The organism is Erythrobacter sp. (assembly GCF_035194505.1).
GTDB lineage: Bacteria > Pseudomonadota > Alphaproteobacteria > Sphingomonadales > Sphingomonadaceae > Erythrobacter.
This window is the reverse complement of the sequence record NZ_CP136573.1, coordinates 2,396,345-2,414,904: the sequence shown is the minus strand read 5'-3', so window position 1 is coordinate 2,414,904 and position 18,560 is coordinate 2,396,345. Positions and strand designations below refer to the sequence as shown.

Annotated in this window: 16 protein-coding genes; 8 read left to right on the top strand and 8 right to left on the bottom strand. The window is 65.6% G+C overall.

The genetic code is table 11. The features are described 5' to 3' along the window. Nucleotides 1-7: 7 nt before the first annotated feature. Together RSE14_RS11865 and RSE14_RS11860 are read left to right on the top strand one after the other, a co-directional pair. Complete coding sequence (locus RSE14_RS11865) at nt 8-223, top strand: type II toxin-antitoxin system antitoxin (protein WP_324073925.1); 216 nt, start codon at nt 8-10, stop codon at nt 221-223. Continuing rightward, on the top strand, nt 216-539 hold the full coding sequence (locus RSE14_RS11860) for a hypothetical protein (protein ID WP_324073922.1): 324 nt from the start codon (nt 216-218) through the stop codon (nt 537-539). Before RSE14_RS11865 ends, RSE14_RS11860 begins: the two co-directional genes overlap by 8 nt. On the opposite strand, the gene bchJ is transcribed toward RSE14_RS11860, so the two are convergent. The 4 genes from bchJ to hppD all read right to left on the bottom strand — a co-directional run bounded on the left by bchJ (nt 536) and on the right by hppD (nt 4,499). Next, complete coding sequence (gene bchJ / locus RSE14_RS11855) at nt 536-1,168, bottom strand: bacteriochlorophyll 4-vinyl reductase (RefSeq protein ID WP_324073920.1); 633 nt, start codon at nt 1,166-1,168, stop codon at nt 536-538. The genes RSE14_RS11860 and bchJ overlap by 4 nt on opposite strands. Next, entirely contained in the window at nt 1,131-2,744 is a 1,614-nt protein-coding gene (gene bchE / locus RSE14_RS11850; RefSeq protein ID WP_324073918.1) for a magnesium-protoporphyrin IX monomethyl ester anaerobic oxidative cyclase, read from the bottom strand. The genes bchJ and bchE overlap by 38 nt, the downstream gene beginning before the upstream one ends. Before the next feature lie 79 nt (nt 2,745-2,823). Then, nucleotides 2,824-3,387, bottom strand: coding sequence for a VOC family protein (locus RSE14_RS11845; RefSeq protein ID WP_324073916.1), 564 nt, complete (start codon nt 3,385-3,387; stop codon nt 2,824-2,826). Beyond that, complete coding sequence (gene hppD / locus RSE14_RS11840) at nt 3,384-4,499, bottom strand: 4-hydroxyphenylpyruvate dioxygenase (protein WP_324073914.1); 1,116 nt, start codon at nt 4,497-4,499, stop codon at nt 3,384-3,386. The genes RSE14_RS11845 and hppD overlap by 4 nt, the downstream gene beginning before the upstream one ends. 128 nt (nt 4,500-4,627) lie before the next feature. Between hppD and RSE14_RS11835 the strand changes: the two genes are divergently transcribed. Further along, entirely contained in the window at nt 4,628-5,155 is a 528-nt protein-coding gene (locus RSE14_RS11835) for a VOC family protein (RefSeq protein ID WP_324073912.1), read from the top strand. Beyond that, nucleotides 5,155-5,793 carry a carboxymuconolactone decarboxylase family protein gene (locus tag RSE14_RS11830; protein WP_324073910.1) on the top strand — a complete coding sequence of 213 codons (639 nt, stop codon included), beginning with the start codon at nt 5,155-5,157 and terminating at the stop codon, nt 5,791-5,793. Before RSE14_RS11835 ends, RSE14_RS11830 begins: the two co-directional genes overlap by 1 nt. Here RSE14_RS11830 and RSE14_RS11825 read toward each other — a convergent pair. Together RSE14_RS11825 and RSE14_RS11820 are read right to left on the bottom strand one after the other, a co-directional pair. Beyond that, entirely contained in the window at nt 5,790-7,316 is a 1,527-nt protein-coding gene (locus tag RSE14_RS11825) for a TLP1 C-terminal extension domain-containing protein (protein ID WP_324073908.1), read from the bottom strand. The genes RSE14_RS11830 and RSE14_RS11825 overlap by 4 nt on opposite strands. Before the next feature lie 13 nt (nt 7,317-7,329). Then, nucleotides 7,330-8,598, bottom strand: a complete 1,269-nt coding sequence (locus RSE14_RS11820; RefSeq protein WP_324073906.1) for an acetyl-CoA C-acetyltransferase — start codon at nt 8,596-8,598, stop codon at nt 7,330-7,332. Nucleotides 8,599-8,714: 116 nt separating this feature from the next. Here RSE14_RS11820 and RSE14_RS11815 point away from each other — a divergent pair, with 116 nt between their 5' ends. Continuing rightward, on the top strand, nt 8,715-9,488 hold the full coding sequence (locus RSE14_RS11815; RefSeq protein ID WP_324073904.1) for a crotonase/enoyl-CoA hydratase family protein: 774 nt from the start codon (nt 8,715-8,717) through the stop codon (nt 9,486-9,488). A gap of 149 nt (nt 9,489-9,637) precedes the next feature. Continuing rightward, nucleotides 9,638-10,801, top strand: a complete 1,164-nt coding sequence (locus RSE14_RS11810; protein WP_324073902.1) for an acyl-CoA dehydrogenase family protein — start codon at nt 9,638-9,640, stop codon at nt 10,799-10,801. Between the two features lie 354 nt (nt 10,802-11,155). On the opposite strand, the gene RSE14_RS11805 is transcribed toward RSE14_RS11810, so the two are convergent. Together RSE14_RS11805 and RSE14_RS11800 are read right to left on the bottom strand one after the other, a co-directional pair. Beyond that, nucleotides 11,156-13,732 (bottom strand): TonB-dependent receptor, encoded by a 2,577-nt coding sequence (locus tag RSE14_RS11805; RefSeq protein WP_324073900.1) that lies wholly within the window; start codon nt 13,730-13,732, stop codon nt 11,156-11,158. A 212-nt stretch (nt 13,733-13,944) separates the two neighbouring features. Next, nucleotides 13,945-15,978, bottom strand: coding sequence for a TonB-dependent receptor plug domain-containing protein (locus RSE14_RS11800; protein WP_324073898.1), 2,034 nt, complete (start codon nt 15,976-15,978; stop codon nt 13,945-13,947). A 129-nt stretch (nt 15,979-16,107) separates the two neighbouring features. On the opposite strand from RSE14_RS11800, the gene RSE14_RS11795 reads away from it, so the two are divergent. Next, entirely contained in the window at nt 16,108-17,616 is a 1,509-nt protein-coding gene (locus tag RSE14_RS11795; protein ID WP_324073895.1) for a flavin-containing monooxygenase, read from the top strand. Between the two features lie 137 nt (nt 17,617-17,753). Continuing rightward, nucleotides 17,754-18,515: a competence/damage-inducible protein A gene (locus RSE14_RS11790; RefSeq protein ID WP_324073893.1), complete on the top strand. Its 762-nt coding sequence runs from the start codon at nt 17,754-17,756 to the stop codon at nt 18,513-18,515. The last annotated feature ends 45 nt before the right edge of the window (nt 18,516-18,560 follow it).

Here is an 18,560-nt window from a genome sequence, read left to right as displayed (position 1 = left end):
ACCTGTGATGAGTACCAAGAAAGCCTTTCCCCTGCGCCTCGATCCGGCGCTTCACGATGCGGTCCAGCGGCTCGCCGATGCCGAGCTGCGCAGCGTGAACGCCGAGATCGAGGTGCTGCTGCGCGAAGCACTGACGCGGCGCGGGGTGAAAGCGGCGGTCAGCAAGGCCGCCAAGCGCGGTCGCCCGGCGGGCGGATCGCAGGAAGGAGCCGAGGATGCGTGACGAAGACAAGCCCTTTATCCTGACCCGTTACGGCCGGTGGAGCTTCAAGATCGCCCCGCGCAATGCCAAGGGGTGGCGCCAGACGCTGATCTGGATGGCGCTGCTGGCGCCGATCACCGGCGGCTTTGTCTGGTTTGCTTCCAATACGCCCGAAGGCCCGGCCTTCAACCTCCGCCTTGCGCTCTATCTGGTGGCGATGGTGGCGTGGGGCACGGGCGGCACCATGTGGATGAAGGCCCGCGCCGAAATCGTCGACATCGAGGAACTGCTGAAGCTCAAGCGCGAGGCCGACGCCAAGCGCCGCGGGGGACGCTAGGCGCGGGTGATCGCGTAGCTGCGGCGCGGGCGGTGGCCTTCGTCGCCCTCCACCATCCGGCAGGTGCAATCGTCTGCCACCAGCTGGCTGTAGAGCCGGGTGAAGACCGCCGCGTACCATAGGAACAGGCTGTCAGGCGGCACCATCGGATCGCCCGCCTTGCTGCGATCAATTGCGAAGCGCCATGCGCCGTCCGGCACAAACACCCCCGCCCCGATGAAGGTCCAGGCATGCTTCCCGATCGCTGCCATCAGCAGCGGCGCGGCAAGCATCGCGGGCAGGCGGCGCAACAGCCATGCGGCAGCGCGCGGGATGCGGTTGGCGATGATGTAATCCGCCGTCCGCGCGCCTGCTTCCTCGGCGATGTGGAGACAGCCCATCGGCTCGTGCAGCGCCAGCCAGCGGTGGAGCCGCAGCGCCTGCACCTCCGGGATCATCGCCTCCCCCGAAGGCAGGGCGTGGATCTGCGCATCGAGCAGGATCGCGCGCGTCTCGGCAGCCCCCAGCAGGTCTTCCATCACCGCCACGGCCTGCAACACCGCATTGGGCCCGATCAGCGCGCCTGATCTGCGGCGCGGGAGGATGCGCGCCTCAGTCGACATCGATCCGGTCTCGCCGGCGATCTTCACCCCGCTGCTTCATCTGCTCGCGCACGGCCTCGCGGCGCTCGGCAGCCTGCGCGGCGCGGTCAGCCGCGGTTTCCCAGTCGCTCGCCGCATCGATCGCGGCGGCGCGGCTCTCGTCGAAGTGGAACTCCACTTTCTTGGCGGTCTGCGGACCCCAGTAGCCCGCCTTGCCGAGATCGTAGAAGGTGCGCTTGAAGCCCGCGCGCAGGAAGGCCCACAGGCACCCCAGCAGATAGCGCCGCCGGAAGCCGGTGCCGCGCCACGGATAGTGGAACAGCGCCTTCCTCATGTAGAACCGCCGGTAGTTCTTCATCACCCCGTTGAGCAGCTCCCCGCGCTCCATCGCGGCGGGTTTCATGATCGGCGTGACGAAGTTGTACTTGCTGAAATCGTGGACCTCGACCTGGTCCTTCAGCGTCTCGAACAGCGGAGTGTAGGGCCAGGGCGTGTACATCGCCCAGTTGGCCAGATCGGGCTGCCAGTCCCACGCCATCTGGAAGGTATCCTCCAGCGTCTCGGGGGTTTCGTTGTCGAGCCCGACGATGAACTGCGCCTCGACGAAGATGTCGGCATCGCGCAGCAGCTTGATCGCCTGCTTGTTCTCCTCGACCTTGGTTTCCTTGTTGAACCGGTCGAGCTTCATCTGCGCCGCCGCTTCGGTGCCGAGGCTCACATGGACGAGGCCGGCCTTGCGGTAGAAGGGCAGCAATTCCTTGTCGCGGTAGATATCGGTGACGCGGGTGTTGATCCCCCACTTCACCTTGTCGGGCAGGCCGCGATCAATCAGCTCCTGACAGAACTTGATGAAGGTCTTGCGGTTGATGGTCGGTTCCTCGTCCGCAAGGATGAAGAAGCCGACGCCGTGCTTCTCGTGCAGCTCCTCGATCTCGTCGACCACGTCCTTGGGATCGCGCACGCGGTAATCGCGCCAGAACTTCCATTGCGAGCAGAAGGAACAGGTGAAGGGGCAGCCGCGCGCGAGATTGGGGATGGCAACGCGGGTGCCAAGCGGGATGTAGGTGTACTGGTTCCAGTCGAGCACGTCCCAGTCGGGCTTGATCGATGCCATGTCCTTGATCGTGTCGGCGGCCTCGGTGGCGACCACCGTTTCGCCCTCGCGGAAGGCGAGGCCCTTGATCGCGCGGGCTTCGGCGGGGAAGCGGCCCTCGCTGATGGCCGTGAACAGCTCGACTGCGATCTCCTCGCCCTCGCCGCGCACGATCACGTCGATATGCGGGGCTTCGGCCAGCACCTGAGCATACATGAAGGTCGCATGGATCCCGCCCAGCACCCGCACCGCGCGCGGCACGGTCAGCGCGGCGACTTCCAGCACGCGCTCGGCAGCGTAGATCGACGGGGTGATGGCCGTGGTGCCGACCACATCGGGCTGGAGCGCGGCCATCCGCTCGGCCAGTTCCTCGTCCGACAGCCCCTCGGTCATCGCGTCGATGAAGGTGATGTCGGTAAAGCCCGCGCGCTTCAGCGGCCCGGAGAGATAGGCGACCCATGCGGGCGGCCATGTCCCGGCAATCTCGGCCCCGCCGGAACGGTAATTGGGATGAACGAACAGAATGCGCATGGGCCGACTCCCCCTCTTGGATGGCCCAAGGTGGGGGAGTCGCGCCTCAGGCGCTTTGCGTCAGATCAAAAAGCCGGCCTCAAGCCTTGGCCGCGTGTTCTGCCCGCGCAATCTCGTGCAGCCAATCGGCATGACGCGGGGCGGTTTTGGTCTGCGACCATTCCTCCAGCATCACCGGGGCGACGCGGGCAAGCTCGGCATATTGATCGGGCGTGCCGATATCGGCGGCCAGTTCCACGCGGTGGCCATTGGGATCGAAGAAGTAGATCGACTTGAAGATGCCGTGATGCGTCGGGCCGAGCACGTCGATGCCTTGCGCCTCGATATGCGCCTTGGCCGCCAGCAGCGCCTCCTCGGAGGGCACCTTCAGCGCGAGGTGCTGCACCCATGCGGGGGTGTTGGGATCCTTGCCCATCTCCGGCTGGTTCGGCAGCTCGAAGAAGGCAAGGATGTTGCCGTTCCCCGCGTCGAGGAAGATGTGCATGTAGGGATCATACTCGCCCGTCGAGGGCACGTGATCCTCGGCAAAGGCGGTGGTGTAGGTCATGCCCAGCACGCGGGCGTACCATTCCACCGTCTCCTTGGCGTCCTTGCAGCGGTAGGCGGCGTGGTGGATTCCGGACAGGGATACGGGGTGGGTCATTGTGCCGGTTCCTCGACATTGAGCACACCGCGGATGATCTGGTCGCGCTCCATGCTTTCGAACAGGGCCTTGAAGTTGCCCTCGCCAAAGCCCTCGTCACCCTTGCGCTGGATGAATTCGAAGAACACCGGGCCGACCTGCGCCTGCGCGAAGATCTGGAGCAGGAGGCGGGGGCTGCCGCCCTCCGTCGTCCCGTCCAGCAGGATGCCGCGCATCTTGAGGCTGTCCACATCCTCGCCGTGGCCGGGCAGGCGATCCGCCAGCATCTCGTAATAGGTCGCGGGCGGCGCGGTCATGAAGGGCACGCCGAGCTTCTGGAGGCGGTCCCAGCAGGCCACCAGATCATCGCAGATCAGCGCGATGTGCTGGATGCCCTCGCCGTTGAAGGCGCGCAGGAATTCCTCGATCTGGCCCTTGCCGCCCTCGCCTTCTTCATTGAGCGGGATGCGGATCTTGCCGTCGGGCGCGGTCAGCGCCTTCGACGTCAGCCCGGTGTACTCGCCCTTGATGTCGAAGAAGCGGATCTCGCGGAAGTTGAACAGCGTCTCGTAATAGTCCGCCCAGTACTTCATGCGGCCGGTGTAGACGTTGTGGGTGAGGTGATCGATCGTGTGGAAGCCCGCGCCCACCGGGTGCTTGTCGACGCCGGGCAGATATTCGAAATCGATGTCGTAGATGGTGAGGCCGTTCGCCTTGTCCGCGCCTTCGTAGCGATCGACCAGATAGAGGATCGCCCCGCCGATCCCGCGGATCGCGGGGATGCGCAGTTCCATGACGCCGGTCTGCACCGCGACTGGCTCTGCGCCCTTGGCGATGAGGTGGTCATAGGCCTTGGCCGCATCGCGCACGCGGAAGGCCATGCCGCAGGCCGATGCGCCATGCTCGCGCGCGAAGTACCACGCGGCCGAACGCGGCTCGTAATTGGCGATGAGGTTGATGCCGCCCTGCCGCCACAGGTGCACATCCTTCGAGCGGTGCTGCGCCACGCGGGTGAAGCCCATCGCTTCGAACACGGGTTCGAGCATGCCCTTCTCGGGCGCGCAGAACTCGACGAATTCGAACCCGTCGAGGCCGACAGGGTTGTCGAAGAGGTCTTTGGTAGGCGCGTTCATGGCGGATAATCCCCTCGGCATTCGAGATAGTTTCAATTGAAACCATCTAGCCGAAATCGCCGATTCGCGCAAGCAATTGCCAGCGCCGCGCGATCAGGGCAGGTTCCTGCGCGAGAGGGAGAGAGGCGATGATACGCACGACAGGGATCAACCATATCGCGCTGGTGTGCCGCGACATGGCCGAAACGACGCGGTTCTATACCGAGGTGCTGGGCATGCCGCTGTTCAAGACCGTGCAGCTGCCCGATGGCGGCCAGCACTTCTTCTTCGATTGCGGCGGGGGCAATGCGGTGGCCTTTTTCTGGTGGAAGGACGCGCCGCCCGCCGCGCCGGGGATCGCGTCGGTGAAGAAGTTCCCCTTCGACGCCAAGACCGCCGTCGGCTCGATGAACCACCTCGCCTTCAACATGGAGGAGAGCGAGCTGGAGGCGGCGCTGGACCGGCTGCAAGCGGCAGGCGTGCCGCACACCCACATGGTGTTCAACCACGATGACAGCCCCGCAGGGTACGCGAAGGAAACCCACGAGGGCGTGTTTGTGCGCTCGGTCTATTTCACCGATCCCAACGGCATCATGCTCGAATTCGCCGCGACCACCCGCGCCTTCACCCCCGAGGATGTGCGCCACGTACCTGCATCGCTGGCGGAGGACGCCTGATGCCGCGCCTCAGGCAAGTGCCGCGCGGCGAGGCGGACGAGACCGTCGCCCTGCCGCTCTACAACCAGCTATTCGGCAGCCGCGATCCGGTCACCGAACCCGGCACCGCCACCGGCACCCGCGGCGACTGGTGGAGCGTGTTCGCCAATTCGCCCGATACGCTCAAGCACGCCGCGCAGGGCTTTGCCTATTACCGCTCGCCGAAGCGCAAGCTCGATCCGGTGCTGCGCGAGTTGGGGCAGACCTGGGCGGGTTGGGCCACCGGCAGCCAGTTCGTCTTCTCGCAGCATTGCAAGAGCCTGCGGGGGCTGGGCGTGAGCGAGGCCAAGATCGCGGCCCTGCCCGTGTGGCAGACGGCAGACGTCTTCGACGCGAAGGAGCGGCTCGTCCTCGCCTATGCCGACCGGCTCGTGTGCCACGCAGGCCGTGTGCCCGATGCGCTATTTGCCGAGCTGAAGGCGCAGTTCTCCGACGAGGAAATCCTCGAGCTGACCTACATCACCTGCCTCTATCACATGCACGCCATCATGAGCCGCGCGCTGCGCACGGAGTTCGATGATCGCGACGATCCGATTGTAGAGGTCGCCGCGCCCGAGGGCTTCGACGCGCTCGATTTTATGGGCGGGGCTAGGCGCTAGGCCACCCGCCCCAAAGTCCGCCCGCGCTCGTCCTGCGTCAGCGTCAGGCGCTTGCCGAAGGGCTCGCCGCTCTCGAAGGCCTCGGCAGTGGCGGGATCAGTGAGGTCGGCATTGCCCACCACGCGCTCGCCCGCGTCCGAACGCCCGATGAAGATCGCCTCGGCGCCCTTGGGGCCGCGGTTGATGGTGTAGGTTTCGACCGTCGCGGCCTCCACCGGTTCGCGCGCGACGGGCACCTTGTCGGTTGCCTTGGGCAGGACGGCGAAGCGGTCATTGCCGCTCCAGTCGGCCGGATCGGTCGAGTAGATGCCGGTCGCGTATTTGCTCATCCACCCGCCATTCGCGCCGACGAGGGCATAGCTCCCGCGATCCCCCCGCACGCGCTGCACGGCTTCCGCGATGGCGTGGGCCGAGTAGTTGTTCCCCGCCCCGCCGAAGAACGGCAGGCCACCCGTCAGCGTCAGCCCGCGCGGATCATCGACGCTGAGGCCGAAATGGTCGCACTGGTTGAACACGGGGATCGCGAAGCAGGAATAGAAGTCGATGTAGCGCATCGCATCGATGCCCTTGCCTGCCCGCGCCAGCGCCGCGTCGACAGAGCCAAGCGAGGCCGGGTTGCCCGCCAGATCAGGCCGCTGCGAGAGCTTCAGCTCGGTCGCGGCGGTGACGGCGTGGATGTGGACCCACTTGTCCTCAGGCACGCCCAATGCGCGCGCGAGGCCCGCCGAGGCGACGATCACCGCCGCCGCCTGGTTCACCTGATCGCGGGCAACCGTCATACGCGGATAGGGTTCGGCGACGATGCGGTTGCGATCGGTGACTGTCGCCAGTTCCTCCGCGCTGCGCTCAACCGGCGCGGCCGAATGGGGGTTCGCCGCCGCAACCCGCGTGAAGGGCGCGAACAGCTTGCCGATTTCGAGCCGGTATTCCTCCAGCCCCATGCCCAGCCTGTGCCGCCGCGCGTTCTCCGCCAGCGCATAAAGCGGGATCGCCCCGCTCGCGCCGTGCATGAACAGCACCGGCTCCATCAGTTCCTCGACCCCGAAGCCCTGATCCTCGAAATCGCCTTCGATTGCCTCCGACCAGTCGGGGATCTCGCCCTTGCCGGTGAGGGCCAGCACGGTCGAGATCGCCTCGGAGCCGACGATCACCGCGCAACTGCTATCGCCCGCCGCAATGGCCGACGCGAACTCGCCCACCAGCTGCTGGTTGGTCTGCCCGCCGGTGGTGGTGAGGATCGCGCGGGCGGGGTTCGCCCCCACCCGCTGCGCAATCGCGCGCGGCACATTGCTTGCCGCACCAAAAGGCGGCTTGCGGTCCGGCCGCGACATTTCAAAGGCGCGGATCGCGGCGAGGGTGTCGATCGCGCCCGCGACCGACCCCGAAGCCCCGCTATCCGCAATCGCCGCCCCCAGCGCCCGTCCGGCGAGGTCCATATAGGACAGCGCTTCGTAGCCGGGCTCTCCGACCCGTTCCGAATACTGCCCGACCCCGATGATGACGGGCGTGTTGTCAGCGATCATGCGTGGCTGCTCCTCAGTCGACGAAGCCGTCAACGCGCTCGACGATGATCGCCGGGGCCATGCCGCCCGCCGCGCACATCGTCACGAGGCCATAGCGCCCGCCGCGACGCTCGAGCTCGTCGACCACGGTGCCGATCAGGATCGAACCGGTCGCACCGATCGGGTGGCCCAGCGCAATCGAGCCGCCGTTGACGTTGACCCGGTCCCAATCCAGCCCGAGATCGCGCATGAACTTGGCCGTGACCACCGCGAAGGCCTCGTTGATCTCGAACAGATCAATGTCATCGAGCGTCAGCCCCGCCTTCTCCAGCACCTTCCTGGCCGCAGGCACAGGCGCGTTGAGCATCAAGGTCGGGCAATCGCCCATATTCGCGGTGGCGACGATCCGCGCGCGCGGCTTCAACCCGTTGGCCTCGGCATATTCGCGTGAGCACACCAGCACCGCTGCCGCGCCATCGACCACGCCCGAGGAATTGCCCGGCCCGTGGAAGTGCTTGATATCGACATCGGGATATTTCTGATTGACCATCTGGCGGAAGGTCGGCTGGCCTTCGCCCAGCGACAGGTCAGCCAGCTTCTCGAACGACGCCGGCAGCGAGCCGAGCACCTCCATGGTGGTGCCGGGCTTCGGGAATTCTTCCTTGTCGAGCACGACATTGCCGGCATCATCGAGCACCGGGATGACCGACTTGTCGAACCGGCCTTCGGCAATCGCCTGGGCGGCGTTTTTCTGGCTCATGAAGGCAACCATGTCGAGCTCTTCGCGGGTGAAGCCCTCGATCGTCGCGATCGCATCGCCGCAGACGCCCTGCTGCGATTGCGGGTGGACCTTGGCGAGGCGTTCGTTGTGGCTGCCCATGATGCGCGGCGGCAGGCCATGCTGCGCGCGCTCCTTCGCCATTTCGGCGGTCAGGCTCATCATCTCGGTCCCGCCGGCCACGACGCAGTCCTCCATCCCGCTCATCACCAGCGCCGCTGCAAGATTGACCGCGGTGATCCCGCCGCCGCAGAACCGGTCCAGCGTCATGCCGCTCGACCGCACGTCATAGCCCGCATCCAGCGCCGCCATCCGCCCCAGATCACCGCCCTGCGCGCCTTCCTGGCTCGATGTCGACCACACCACATCGCCGACGGTGGCGGTGTCGAGATGGTTGCGCTCGGCAATCGCCTTGAGCACGGCGGCGGCGAGGTGCTGCGGATGCATGTGCGCCAGCGCGCCCTTGCCGACCTTGCCGATCCCGCGCGGGGTGCGAACTGCGTCGATGATGTAAGCTTCGGCCATGGGTTTCCTCTCCGTCTCTAGCGAAAATGCGGTTGACGCGTCCGTAAACCCACTGCACCACTCGCACAAGAATTGCGTTTCAAATCGCAATCACATTTTCGATAGGAGAGAGAGCTGTGAGCGAGACCGCTGCCCCTGAAGTGCTGACCGAAGTTGTCGATGGTGTCCTCATCGTCACCATCAACCGTCCCGATGCCAAGAACGCCATGACCCGCGCTGCGGCCGAGGGGATTGCGGCGGCGATGGACCGGCTGGATGCCGAGGACGATCTGCGCGTCGGCATCCTCACCGGCGCGGGCGGGACCTTCTGTTCGGGCATGGACCTGAAGGGCTTCCTGCGCGGCGAGCGTCCGACGGTGGAAGGCCGCGGCTTTGGCGGCGTGGTCGAAGCTCCGCCGAAGAAGCCGCTCATCGCCGCTGTCGAAGGCTATGCGCTGGCCGGCGGGCTTGAACTGATGATCGCCTGCGATCTGGTGGTCGCCCATGCGGGCGCGAAGTTCGGCATTCCGGAAGTGAAGCGCGGTCTTGTGGCGGCGGCTGGCGGCGTGATGATGCTGCCCGACCAGATCCCGCAGCGCGTGGCGATGGAACTGGCGCTGACCGGCGATTTCATCGATGCGAACCGCGCGCTCCAGCTCGGCCTCATCAACGAGGTGACCGAAGGCTCGGCGCTCGATGCAGCCAAGGCGCTGGCCGCCCGGATCGCGGCGAACGGCCCGCTCGCAGTGCGCATCTCCAAGCAGATCGTGAAGGAATCGCGCGGCTGGACGATGGATGAACGCTATGCCAAGCAGGGCCAGCTCATCGGCCCGGTCTTCGTCAGCCATGACGCCCGCGAAGGCGCGGCCGCCTTTGCCGAGAAGCGCAAGCCGAACTGGACCGGCAAGTAAGGCCCAGAAGCGCGGCAGGGCATGAAAACCTGCCGCGCATGACCCCGAGTTAGCATCCACTTGGCACCGCTTTGACCCCGACATGGCAAATGTTTCACGTGAAACATTCTGCCCCTCGGGTGGGCCGCCAGACCCTTGGAGAGAGTAAAATGTCCGTCCTCAACGTGCCGCAGCCCGCCTTCATGGAAGAAGAGGAAATCGCCATTTTCGCCGACGCGGTCGGCAAGTTCTACCAGCAGCACGCGCCCCAGAAGCGCGTCGACAAATGGCGCGAGGACGGTCAGGTCGAACGCGAATTCTGGCGCGAGGCCGGGGCCGCCGGCCTGCTCGGCGTGTCAGTCCCGGCCGAATATGGCGGCCACGGCGGCGACTTCCGCCATGACCTCGTCGTGATCGACCAGCAGTCCAAGCACGGCGTCGACGGCTTTGCCGCCTCGCTCCACAACACCGTGATCCTGCCCTACCTCGTGCGCCACGGCACCGAGGAGCAGAAGCAGAAATACCTCCCCCGCCTTGTCTCCGGCGATCTCGTCAGCGCCATCGCCATGACCGAGCCGGGCGTGGGGTCGGACCTGCAATCGATCACCACCAGTGCGATGAAGGACGGCAACGGCTATCGCATCAGCGGGGCCAAGACCTATATCTCGAGCGGCCAGATCGCCGACTTCATCATCGTCGTCGCCAAGACCGACCCCAACGAGCGGGCCAAGGGCATTTCGCTGATGCTGCTCGAAACCGAGGGTGCCGAAGGCTTCCAGCGCGGCAAGAAGCTCGACAAGATCGGGCTCGACGCGGCTGACACCTCCGAGCTGTTCTTCGATGATGTTTTCGTCCCGGCCGAGAACGTGCTGGGCGGGGTCGAAGGGCGCGGGTTCTACCAGCTGATGGGCGAGCTGCCGCAGGAACGGCTGATCATCGCTGTGGGCGCGATCAACGGGATCGAGAAGGCGCTCGAGACGACGATGGAATACGTCAAGAGCCGCAAGGCCTTCGGCCAGACGATCTGGGATTTCCAGAACACCCAGTTCGTGATGGCCGATCTCAAGGCACGCAGCACCGCAGCGCGCATTTTCGTCAATGACTGCATCGCCCGCCACCTCAAGGGCGAACTCGACGTCGCCACGGCCTGCATGGCCAAGTACTGGGTGACCGAGTTGCAGGGCGAAGTCGTCGACAAGTGCCTGCAGTTCCACGGCGGGGCCGGCTTCATCAACGACTACCCGATCGCCCGCATGTATCGCGACAGCCGCATCACCCGCATCTTCGGCGGCTCGAACGAGGTGATGAAGATGGTGATCGCAAGAGGTATGTGATTGTCCGTTCGGCCCTGCGGTCACTGACGCGACCGGGCCAGCGCGATACGAGAAAACGAAAGGCGGCTCGGGCAACCGGGCCGCTTTTTTTGTTGGGCACGCGTGCGCTCGCGGTCGATGCGCGACGGAGCCACCGCTCCCCTCCATCATGGCATTTGACGCCGATCGGCACCCGAGGGGCCGCAAGGCCGAGCGGCCGCCCGCAGCGGGTCCGTAGCGGAGCGGAGTAAACGCACCGAGGACGTGTCTGCGGAGGCAGGCACGGAAATCAAAAAAGAAAGAGGCGGCTCGCATGCCGCGAGCCGCCTCTCCTCTCCCGCTCCTGTGATCGGAGCTAACTTTTGTCGCGTGCCCTTAGAACTTGGCGCGCAGGGTGATGCCGTACTGGCGCGGCGGCAGGGTGAAGGCCGAACGCGAGTTGGCCGCGCCCGAACCGCGCAGGGTGGTGTTGAAGGTCACGCCGCGCACCACTTCGTCGGTCAGGTTGTTGACCCAGCCTTCGAGCGAGTAGGCACCGTCGCCAAAGCGCAGGCCGGCCCGCAGGTTCACGAAGGCCTTGCCGTCCTGAACGTCGGCGATGATCAGCGGTGCCGCGTCAACCGCAGCCTGCACCTGAGCGGCCGTCGAACCGGCAGCCACAGTCGGCGGCACGATCGCCTGGGTCGAGGTGCGCTGGTCGCCTTCCATGCGGACCTGGCCCGAGACGAAGAACTCCATCGAATCGTTCAGCGGCTTCTCCCACATCCCGCCGAGCAGAGCGACGACCTTGGGCGCGTTGGTCAGCGTATTGCCGCACAGCGAGGCGACCGTGACCACGGTTTCCTGACCGACATCGCAATCCTCGGGGTAGCTGGCATCGAGGATGGTCGCCCCGATGTTGAAGGTCAGCTCGTTGTTCGGACGGATCAGGCCTTCGATTTCGACGCCCTTGGTTTCGGCGACCGGAACGTTGAAGGTGGTGAAGGCCGTGCCGGTGAATTCGAGCACCTGGAAGTTGCTGAACTCTTCGTAGAACGCCGCGACATTGAGGGTCACGGCATCGTCGAGCATCTTCGCCTTCAGGCCGATTTCATAGGCATCGACCTCTTCCGAGAGGAAGCGCGGATCGGCACCGCCGACGGCTGCGGTGGTGTCGAGGTTGATCCCGCCCGCCTTGTAGCCGTGGGTGAAGCTGGCGTAGGTGTTCACCGCCGGGCTGATTTCGTAACCGAGCTTGACGGTGTAGATCAGCTCTTCGTCATCGAAATCGGACTGGAAGGTGCGCACCAGCGGCAGGGCTGCGGCCTGCGGCAGGTTGGCCGGCGCGGTGAAGCCGAAGCAGCCCAGCGCCACGAAGGTCGGCCGCAGCGCCGCGGGCACCACCGCCGGATTGCCGGCCGCCCCGATCGCATTGAGCGTCGCCGGGCAGATCTGGTTGTTGACCGCCGTCTGGCTGAACCCGCCCGACTTTTCTTCCCACGAATAGCGCGCGCCCAGCGTCAGTTCGAGACCATCGGTGATCTCGAAGCTGTTGTGGGTGAAGATGGCGTAGCTCTGGGCGCTCTGCTGGAAGCGGTTGGTGTTGGTGGTGCCGGCCGGATCGCGACCGGTGAACACGGTCAGCGGGTTGGCGCCGAGTGCCCCGGCGGTAGCCGGGAACAACAGTGCGCCGACGTTTTCGCCGTAATCCGCACCGAGAGCAAAGCTGGCCGACTGGTCGATCTGCTCGTCCGAATAGAAGCCGCCGAACATGTAGTTCAGCTTGCCGTCCATCCCTTCGCCCTGCAGCCGCAGTTCGGCAGTCCAGGTCTCGAGATCGAGGTTGAGGGCACTGACATTGAAAATGTCGAGCGCGGTGAAATCGGAATCGTAGCGCTCGAAGCTTTCATACTTGCGGTAGGAACCGATGAAGATGAGGTCGGCATTTTCCGAGATCGGGAATTCGATTTCACCGGTGACCCCGTAGTTGTCGATGTCTGCCACCGGCGCTGCGTTGAGCGAGACGGTGCGGTTGTCCATCGCGCGCTCGAAGCCGGCCTGGTCGAAGGCGGTCGTGGCAACAAACGGCTGGCCGTTGCCGCCATTGGCGCCAAGGCCGACGGCGGCATAGGCACCGGCCGTCACCAGCGGCGTCTGGTAGAGTTCGATCGCACCGCAGCAGCTCGACTTGCTCTTCGAGTAGTCGACGATGATGCGCCCGCGCATCCCGCTGTCGGTGTCCCAGCCCAGCTGGCCGCGGACCAGCCACTGGTCGGCATCATTGGTTTCGCCGATCTTGGCGCCGGTGCGGTTGACCACGTCGAGGAAGCCGTCGCGCTGGCGATAGGCACCCGTCACGCGCAGGGCGAGGTTGTCCTGCACGATCGGCACGTTGATCGCGCCCTGCAGGCTGACTTCGTTGAAGGCACCGTATTCCGCATTCACGAAACCGCCGAACTCGGTGACATCGGGACGGACGTTGGTGATGTTGAGCGCGCCGGCCGAGGTGTTGCGGCCGAACAGCGTGCCCTGCGGGCCGCGCAGCACTTCGACGCGTTCCACGTCGACGAATTCGCTTAGCGCAACGCCCGGACGCGACTGGTAGGCGCCGTCAACGAAGATGCCGACCGCGCTTTCGAAGCCGATATTGTTCGAGGTGGTGCCGATACCGCGCACGCGCAGCACGACCGAGCCCGAAGCGAGCTGCGCCTGGCTGGCGGTGAAGCTGGGCGCGAGGGCCGAGATCTGCTGGATGTTGACCACGCGCTGGGCTTCGAGCTGCTGCGGGGCGATCGCGGTCACCGCGAGCGGAATATCCTGCACGTCCTGTGCGCGACGGGTCGCGGTCACGATGATGACGCTGTCATCGCGTGCGGCGGGCGCATCGCTTTCAGCATCCTGGGCATAGGCGGGGGCGGTAAGCGCGCTGCAGGCCATCAGGCCGCAAGCAAAAGCTGCGAACTTGCGAGTCATGTTTTGCCTCTCTCAACAATCCAGCCGGCTTCAGGCCGATCTTGGTGTGGGCGGGAACCTATCAGGGCTTCGCGGCCTAACAAGAGTCATAGTCAAGTTCTGGCTGACAGTAGCAAAAATGCCACATTTCATGCTGCGGCGCAGCATGTTGCTGTCCGCATCGGAGTTCGGGCAAGATTGTTTCGCGGCGGGTGCTGGGGCCTCCCACCGGCTCAGAAACCGACCCTTACCCCCAGCCACAATGTGCGCGGTACGCCGAGATCGATCGATCCGGCCTGATTGCGGGTGATGATCGTCTCGCCGCTGAGATTCTCGCCCCGCAGCACCAGCGACAGCGTGCCGGCGAGCGGCGCTGCGAGGAAGGCGTCGAGCGTGGTGGCAGGGGCCAGCCGGTCGGTCTCAAGATCATCCTCGAACTGCGCGGACACATGGCGCAGCGTGGCGGCAAGGTGCCAGCCCTCGGCCGGCTTCCAGCCGAGCGTTAGCGTGCCGGCAAAGGCCGGGGTCTGCGCCGGACGCTTGCCATCGAGCGCCAGCGAAGGCCCGCGCCCGCGCACCTCGGCATCGGTCCAGGCGAGCGCGCCGTCCAAACTGACTTCGCCCAGCTTCACCGCCAGATTGGCCTCGATCCCCTGCGCGGCAATCGCCGGCAGGTTCTGGCGCTCGCGCAGATTAGGGGCGATGGTGACATTGGCGATGGCATTCTCGACCCGGTTGTCAAAGGCGGTCACAGCCAGCACCACTTCATTGACCGGCTGCCAGTCGAAGCCGAGTTCGAAGCCCTCCAACCGCTCGTTTTCGAGGCCCGCATTGGCCTGCGTCACCACCGGGAACACCACGAAGGGGCGGTAGAGCTCGTTGAGGGTCGGCAGGCGCAGCCCGGTATAGGCCGCTGCGCGCAGGCCCAGACGGCGGGTCGCGTTGAACGAAGCCCCCGCCCGCCAGCTGACCGACCAGTCGCTGCGATCGGGCGCGATGAGGGTGCTGACCGGCGCGCCGGCCGCATTGACCGCGCGGTAGAACCCGCCGGTGATGCTGGAGCGGTCCGCACGCAACCCGCCATTGATGACGAGCGGGCCGATTTGCCAGTCATCCTCGATGAACAGGCCGAGATTGCCGGTCACCCCGCCCGCGCGGCGACGCTCGGTGATCGCGCCGGTCACAGCGTTCAGCGCCTCTTCCTGCAATTCCCCGTCGGCGCGGCGATAATCGGCGCCGATACGGATATCGTGCCCCTCGGCAATCGGGGGGCGCAGTTCGAACTTGCCGCCGATGCCGGTGGACGGCGTGCGCCGCTGGTCGAGCGTCGGAGTGAAGCGGGTGGCGCTGATGACGATGTTCGAGAAATCGCGGGTCTGGACATAGGCCAGCAGATCGAACTGCCAGCGCCCGCGCCCGACAAGGCGGATCGAGGCATCCTCGCCCTCGCTGGTCGAATCCGCACCCCGGAACCGGAGCGTGCGCGCATCGCGGAAGGCGCCGACGCGGGCCTGCAATTCGATGCTGTCGGTGAGCGGGGCGACGGCGCGCAGGGCGGCGTTCCAGCTGTCGAAGGCGGCGCGGGCAGAGGCGGGCACCCGTTGGCTGTCAGGCGTGGTGAAGAACCCCTGCCCCCGGTCCCACCGCCCGCTGGCCACGGCAAAACCGCGCCCGAGCCGCGCGGTCAGCACGCCGCTTGCCTCGGTTTCGGCGCGGTTGTTGATCGCGGCGCTGCCCATGAACGGGTTGCTTGCGGAGGGATCGGCGCTGTCGAGTTCAATCGTCCCCGCCAGCGCCCCTGCGCCGAACGGCCCCGAACCGCCGCCGCGGGTCACGCGGATCTCGCCCAGCGTCTCGGGCGCGATGGCCGAGAGCGGGATATAGCCGAAGAACGGGTCAGCCAGCGGCACCCCGTCTAGCAGCACGAGCGCGCGGCTCGTCGCATTGCCGCCCAGCGCGCGCAGCGTCACGCCTTGGGCGCTGGGGTTGGACGAGCGGCTGTCCGAGCGGCGGAACTGCTGGAACCCCGCAACGCCCCGCAGCACATCCTCGATCCGGCCCGATGGGCTCGCCACGATCGTCTCGCGATCGAGAGTGGTGGTGGCATAGATCCCGGTCGAGAGCGCGGGTTCGAGGCCGCGCCCGGTGACGATGATTTCCTCTGCCAGCGCATCCTCGTCCACCACTTCGCTGTCATCCTGCGCGGCCAGCGGCGCGGCAAGAGGCAGGAGCAAAACGCAGGCGAGCAGGCGGGCACGAAGTCTCATGGGAGCGGGCCATAAAGCGCGGACCACGCCGCGTCACCTCAAAGTCAGTTGCAGATTGCTATTCAAGACTCGCTTTTGCGCAAAGGCTGTGGTTACATCCGTGTCAACAAGGGAGAGAGAGGCCCCGTCATGCTTGCCACACCGCCTGATTTCGACGTGCTGATCGTGGGTGCCGGGATTTCCGGCATCGGCATGGCCGCGCACATGGAAATGAAAGCGCCGCACCACAGCTATGCCATCGTCGAGCGCCGCGACAACCTCGGCGGGACGTGGGATCTGTTCCGCTATCCCGGCATCCGCTCGGACAGCGACATGCACACCCTCGGCTTCGATTTCGAGCCGTGGCGGCATGAAAAGTCGATCGCCGATGCGCCTGCGATCCTCGAATATCTCGACCGTATCGTCGACGAGCGCGGCATCCGCCAGCACATCCGCTTCGGCCACAAGGTGATCAGCGCCGACTTCCACCATGATGACGCGCGCTGGCATGTCGAGATGGAGAAGGCCGATGGCAGCCGCACCCACCTCACCGCCAACTTCGTCTATCTCGGCGCAGGCTATTACGATTACGACGAGCCTTATGACGCCGGGTTCGACTTCGGTGAATTCGACGGACAGGTGCTCCACCCGCAGTTCTGGCCCGAAAACCTCGATTACAAGGGCAAGAATGTCGTCGTGATCGGCTCGGGCGCGACTGCGGTGACGATCGTTCCGTCGATGGCGCGCGAGGCGGCGCATGTGACGATGCTCCAGCGCACCCCCACATGGATGTTCACCCGCCCCGCCAAGGACGCGATTGCCAATTTCCTGCGCAAGGTGCTGCCGGAAAAGCTCGCCTACCGGATCACCCGGTTCAAGAACATCAAGATGCAGGACTTCAGCTTCAAGCTGGCGCGCGACAATCCGCAAAAGGTGAAGGACGCGCTCTACAAGAAGATCGAGAAGGCGCTGGGGCCGGATTACGACAAGGACGCCTTCACCCCGCCTTACAACCCTTGGGAACAGCGCTTGTGCCTGGTGCCCGACGAGGATCTGTTCACCGCGATGAAGGCGGGCAAAGCCGATGTCGTTACGGGCCATATCGCCAAGTTCGAAAAGGGCGGCGTGCGCCTCGCCGACGGGACGTTCCTCGCCGCCGATATCGTGGTGACGGCCACCGGCCTCAAGCTGGCGGTTGCCGGCAAGATCGACGTGCGCGTCGAAGGCCAGCCGGTGAAGTTCAACGAACGCTTCTACTACAAGGGCTGCATGTTCTCGAACCTGCCCAACCTTGCGGTGGTGTTCGGCTACCTCAATGCCAGCTGGACGCTGCGGGCCGACATCAATTCCGACTATGTGTGCCGCGTGCTCGAACATATGCGCGCCACAGGCACGACCATCGCCACCCCGGTGCTGACCGCGGCGGAAGAGGCGAAGATCGTCGAGGACGACGTGTTCGATTTCTCCTCGGGCTACATCCAGCGCGGAAAGCACATCATGCCGCGCAATTCGGTGAGCTATCCGTGGCGGCTCAATCAGGAATATGTGATCGACCGCAAGCGGATGAAGGAAGACGCGCTGACCGACGGCTTCCTGACCTTTACCCGCGCTGGAGCCAATGCGCGCGGTGCTGAGGAACAGCTCGAAGCCGCTGAATAAGGCCACCCTTGTCACCCCTGCGAGGGCAGGGGTCCATTCACCCTCTCGCGTGATCGCAAGGGCAGATGGATCCCCGCCTGCGCGGGGATGACGAAAGGGGCTTGGGATCGGAAGATTTCTCTCCTAACCAATCCCCCATGACCTCTCCCGAAAAGATCTGGACCGCCGGACTCATCGTCATCGGCGACGAAATCCTCTCCGGCCGCACGCAGGATAAGAACATCGCGCAGGTCGCCTCGTGGCTACAGGTGCAGGGCATCCGCCTGGCCGAGGTGCGGGTGGTGCCGGACGTGGAAAGCCGCATCGTCGAGGCGGTCAACGCGCTGATGGCGGATTATGACTATCTCTTCACCACCGGCGGGATCGGGCCGACCCATGACGACATCACGGTCGATGCGGTCGCCAAGGCGCTGGGCGTGCCGGTGGTCATCCACCCCGATGCACGCGCGCTGCTGGAACGCTATTACGAAACCCGCGGGGGGCTCAACGAAGGGCGGCTGCGCATGGCGCGCGTGCCCGAAGGCTCCGAACTGATCCCCAACCGCATGTCGGGCGCGCCCGGTATCCGGCGCGGCAACCTGTTCGTGATGGCGGGCGTGCCGCATATCACCGCCGGGATGCTCGACGCGCTCACCGGCCAGCTTGAAGGCGGCGCGCCGCTGTTGTCGGAAACCATCGGCTGCTGGTGCGCCGAGAGCGAGGTGGCCGAGCTGCTGCGGAGCGTCGAGGCCGCCCACGAGACCTGCCAGATCGGCTCCTACCCCTTCTTCCGCGAAGGCCGGGTGGGTGCCAATTTCGTGGTCCGTTCCACCAGCGCCGATGATCTGGCGCAGTGCAGCGCCGCGCTGGTCGAAGGGCTGGCGGGGCTCGGCTACCCCACCACGGCGGGCGGAATCTGAACCCTCCGGCAGGGGACGACAGCGTCCTCACGCCGTCTTAACCCT

Excerpts from the sequence above, each read along its gene's own strand:
- RSE14_RS11865 (WP_324073925.1), top strand. The coding sequence starts at position 8 with ATGAGTACCAAGAAAGCCTTTCCCCTGCGCCTCGATCCGGCGCTTCAC.
- RSE14_RS11860 (WP_324073922.1), top strand. The coding sequence starts at position 216 with ATGCGTGACGAAGACAAGCCCTTTATCCTGACCCGTTACGGCCGGTGG.
- bchE (WP_324073918.1), bottom strand. The coding sequence starts at position 2,744 with ATGCGCATTCTGTTCGTTCATCCCAATTACCGTTCCGGCGGGGCCGAG.
- RSE14_RS11845 (WP_324073916.1), bottom strand. The coding sequence starts at position 3,387 with ATGACCCACCCCGTATCCCTGTCCGGAATCCACCACGCCGCCTACCGC.
- hppD (WP_324073914.1), bottom strand. The coding sequence starts at position 4,499 with ATGAACGCGCCTACCAAAGACCTCTTCGACAACCCTGTCGGCCTCGAC.
- RSE14_RS11835 (WP_324073912.1), top strand. The coding sequence starts at position 4,628 with ATGATACGCACGACAGGGATCAACCATATCGCGCTGGTGTGCCGCGAC.
- RSE14_RS11830 (WP_324073910.1), top strand. The coding sequence starts at position 5,155 with ATGCCGCGCCTCAGGCAAGTGCCGCGCGGCGAGGCGGACGAGACCGTC.
- RSE14_RS11825 (WP_324073908.1), bottom strand. The coding sequence starts at position 7,316 with ATGATCGCTGACAACACGCCCGTCATCATCGGGGTCGGGCAGTATTCG.
- RSE14_RS11820 (WP_324073906.1), bottom strand. The coding sequence starts at position 8,598 with ATGGCCGAAGCTTACATCATCGACGCAGTTCGCACCCCGCGCGGGATC.
- RSE14_RS11810 (WP_324073902.1), top strand. The coding sequence starts at position 9,638 with ATGTCCGTCCTCAACGTGCCGCAGCCCGCCTTCATGGAAGAAGAGGAA.
- RSE14_RS11805 (WP_324073900.1), bottom strand. The coding sequence starts at position 13,732 with ATGACTCGCAAGTTCGCAGCTTTTGCTTGCGGCCTGATGGCCTGCAGC.
- RSE14_RS11800 (WP_324073898.1), bottom strand. The coding sequence starts at position 15,978 with ATGAGACTTCGTGCCCGCCTGCTCGCCTGCGTTTTGCTCCTGCCTCTT.
- RSE14_RS11795 (WP_324073895.1), top strand. The coding sequence starts at position 16,108 with ATGCTTGCCACACCGCCTGATTTCGACGTGCTGATCGTGGGTGCCGGG.
- RSE14_RS11790 (WP_324073893.1), top strand. The coding sequence starts at position 17,754 with ATGACCTCTCCCGAAAAGATCTGGACCGCCGGACTCATCGTCATCGGC.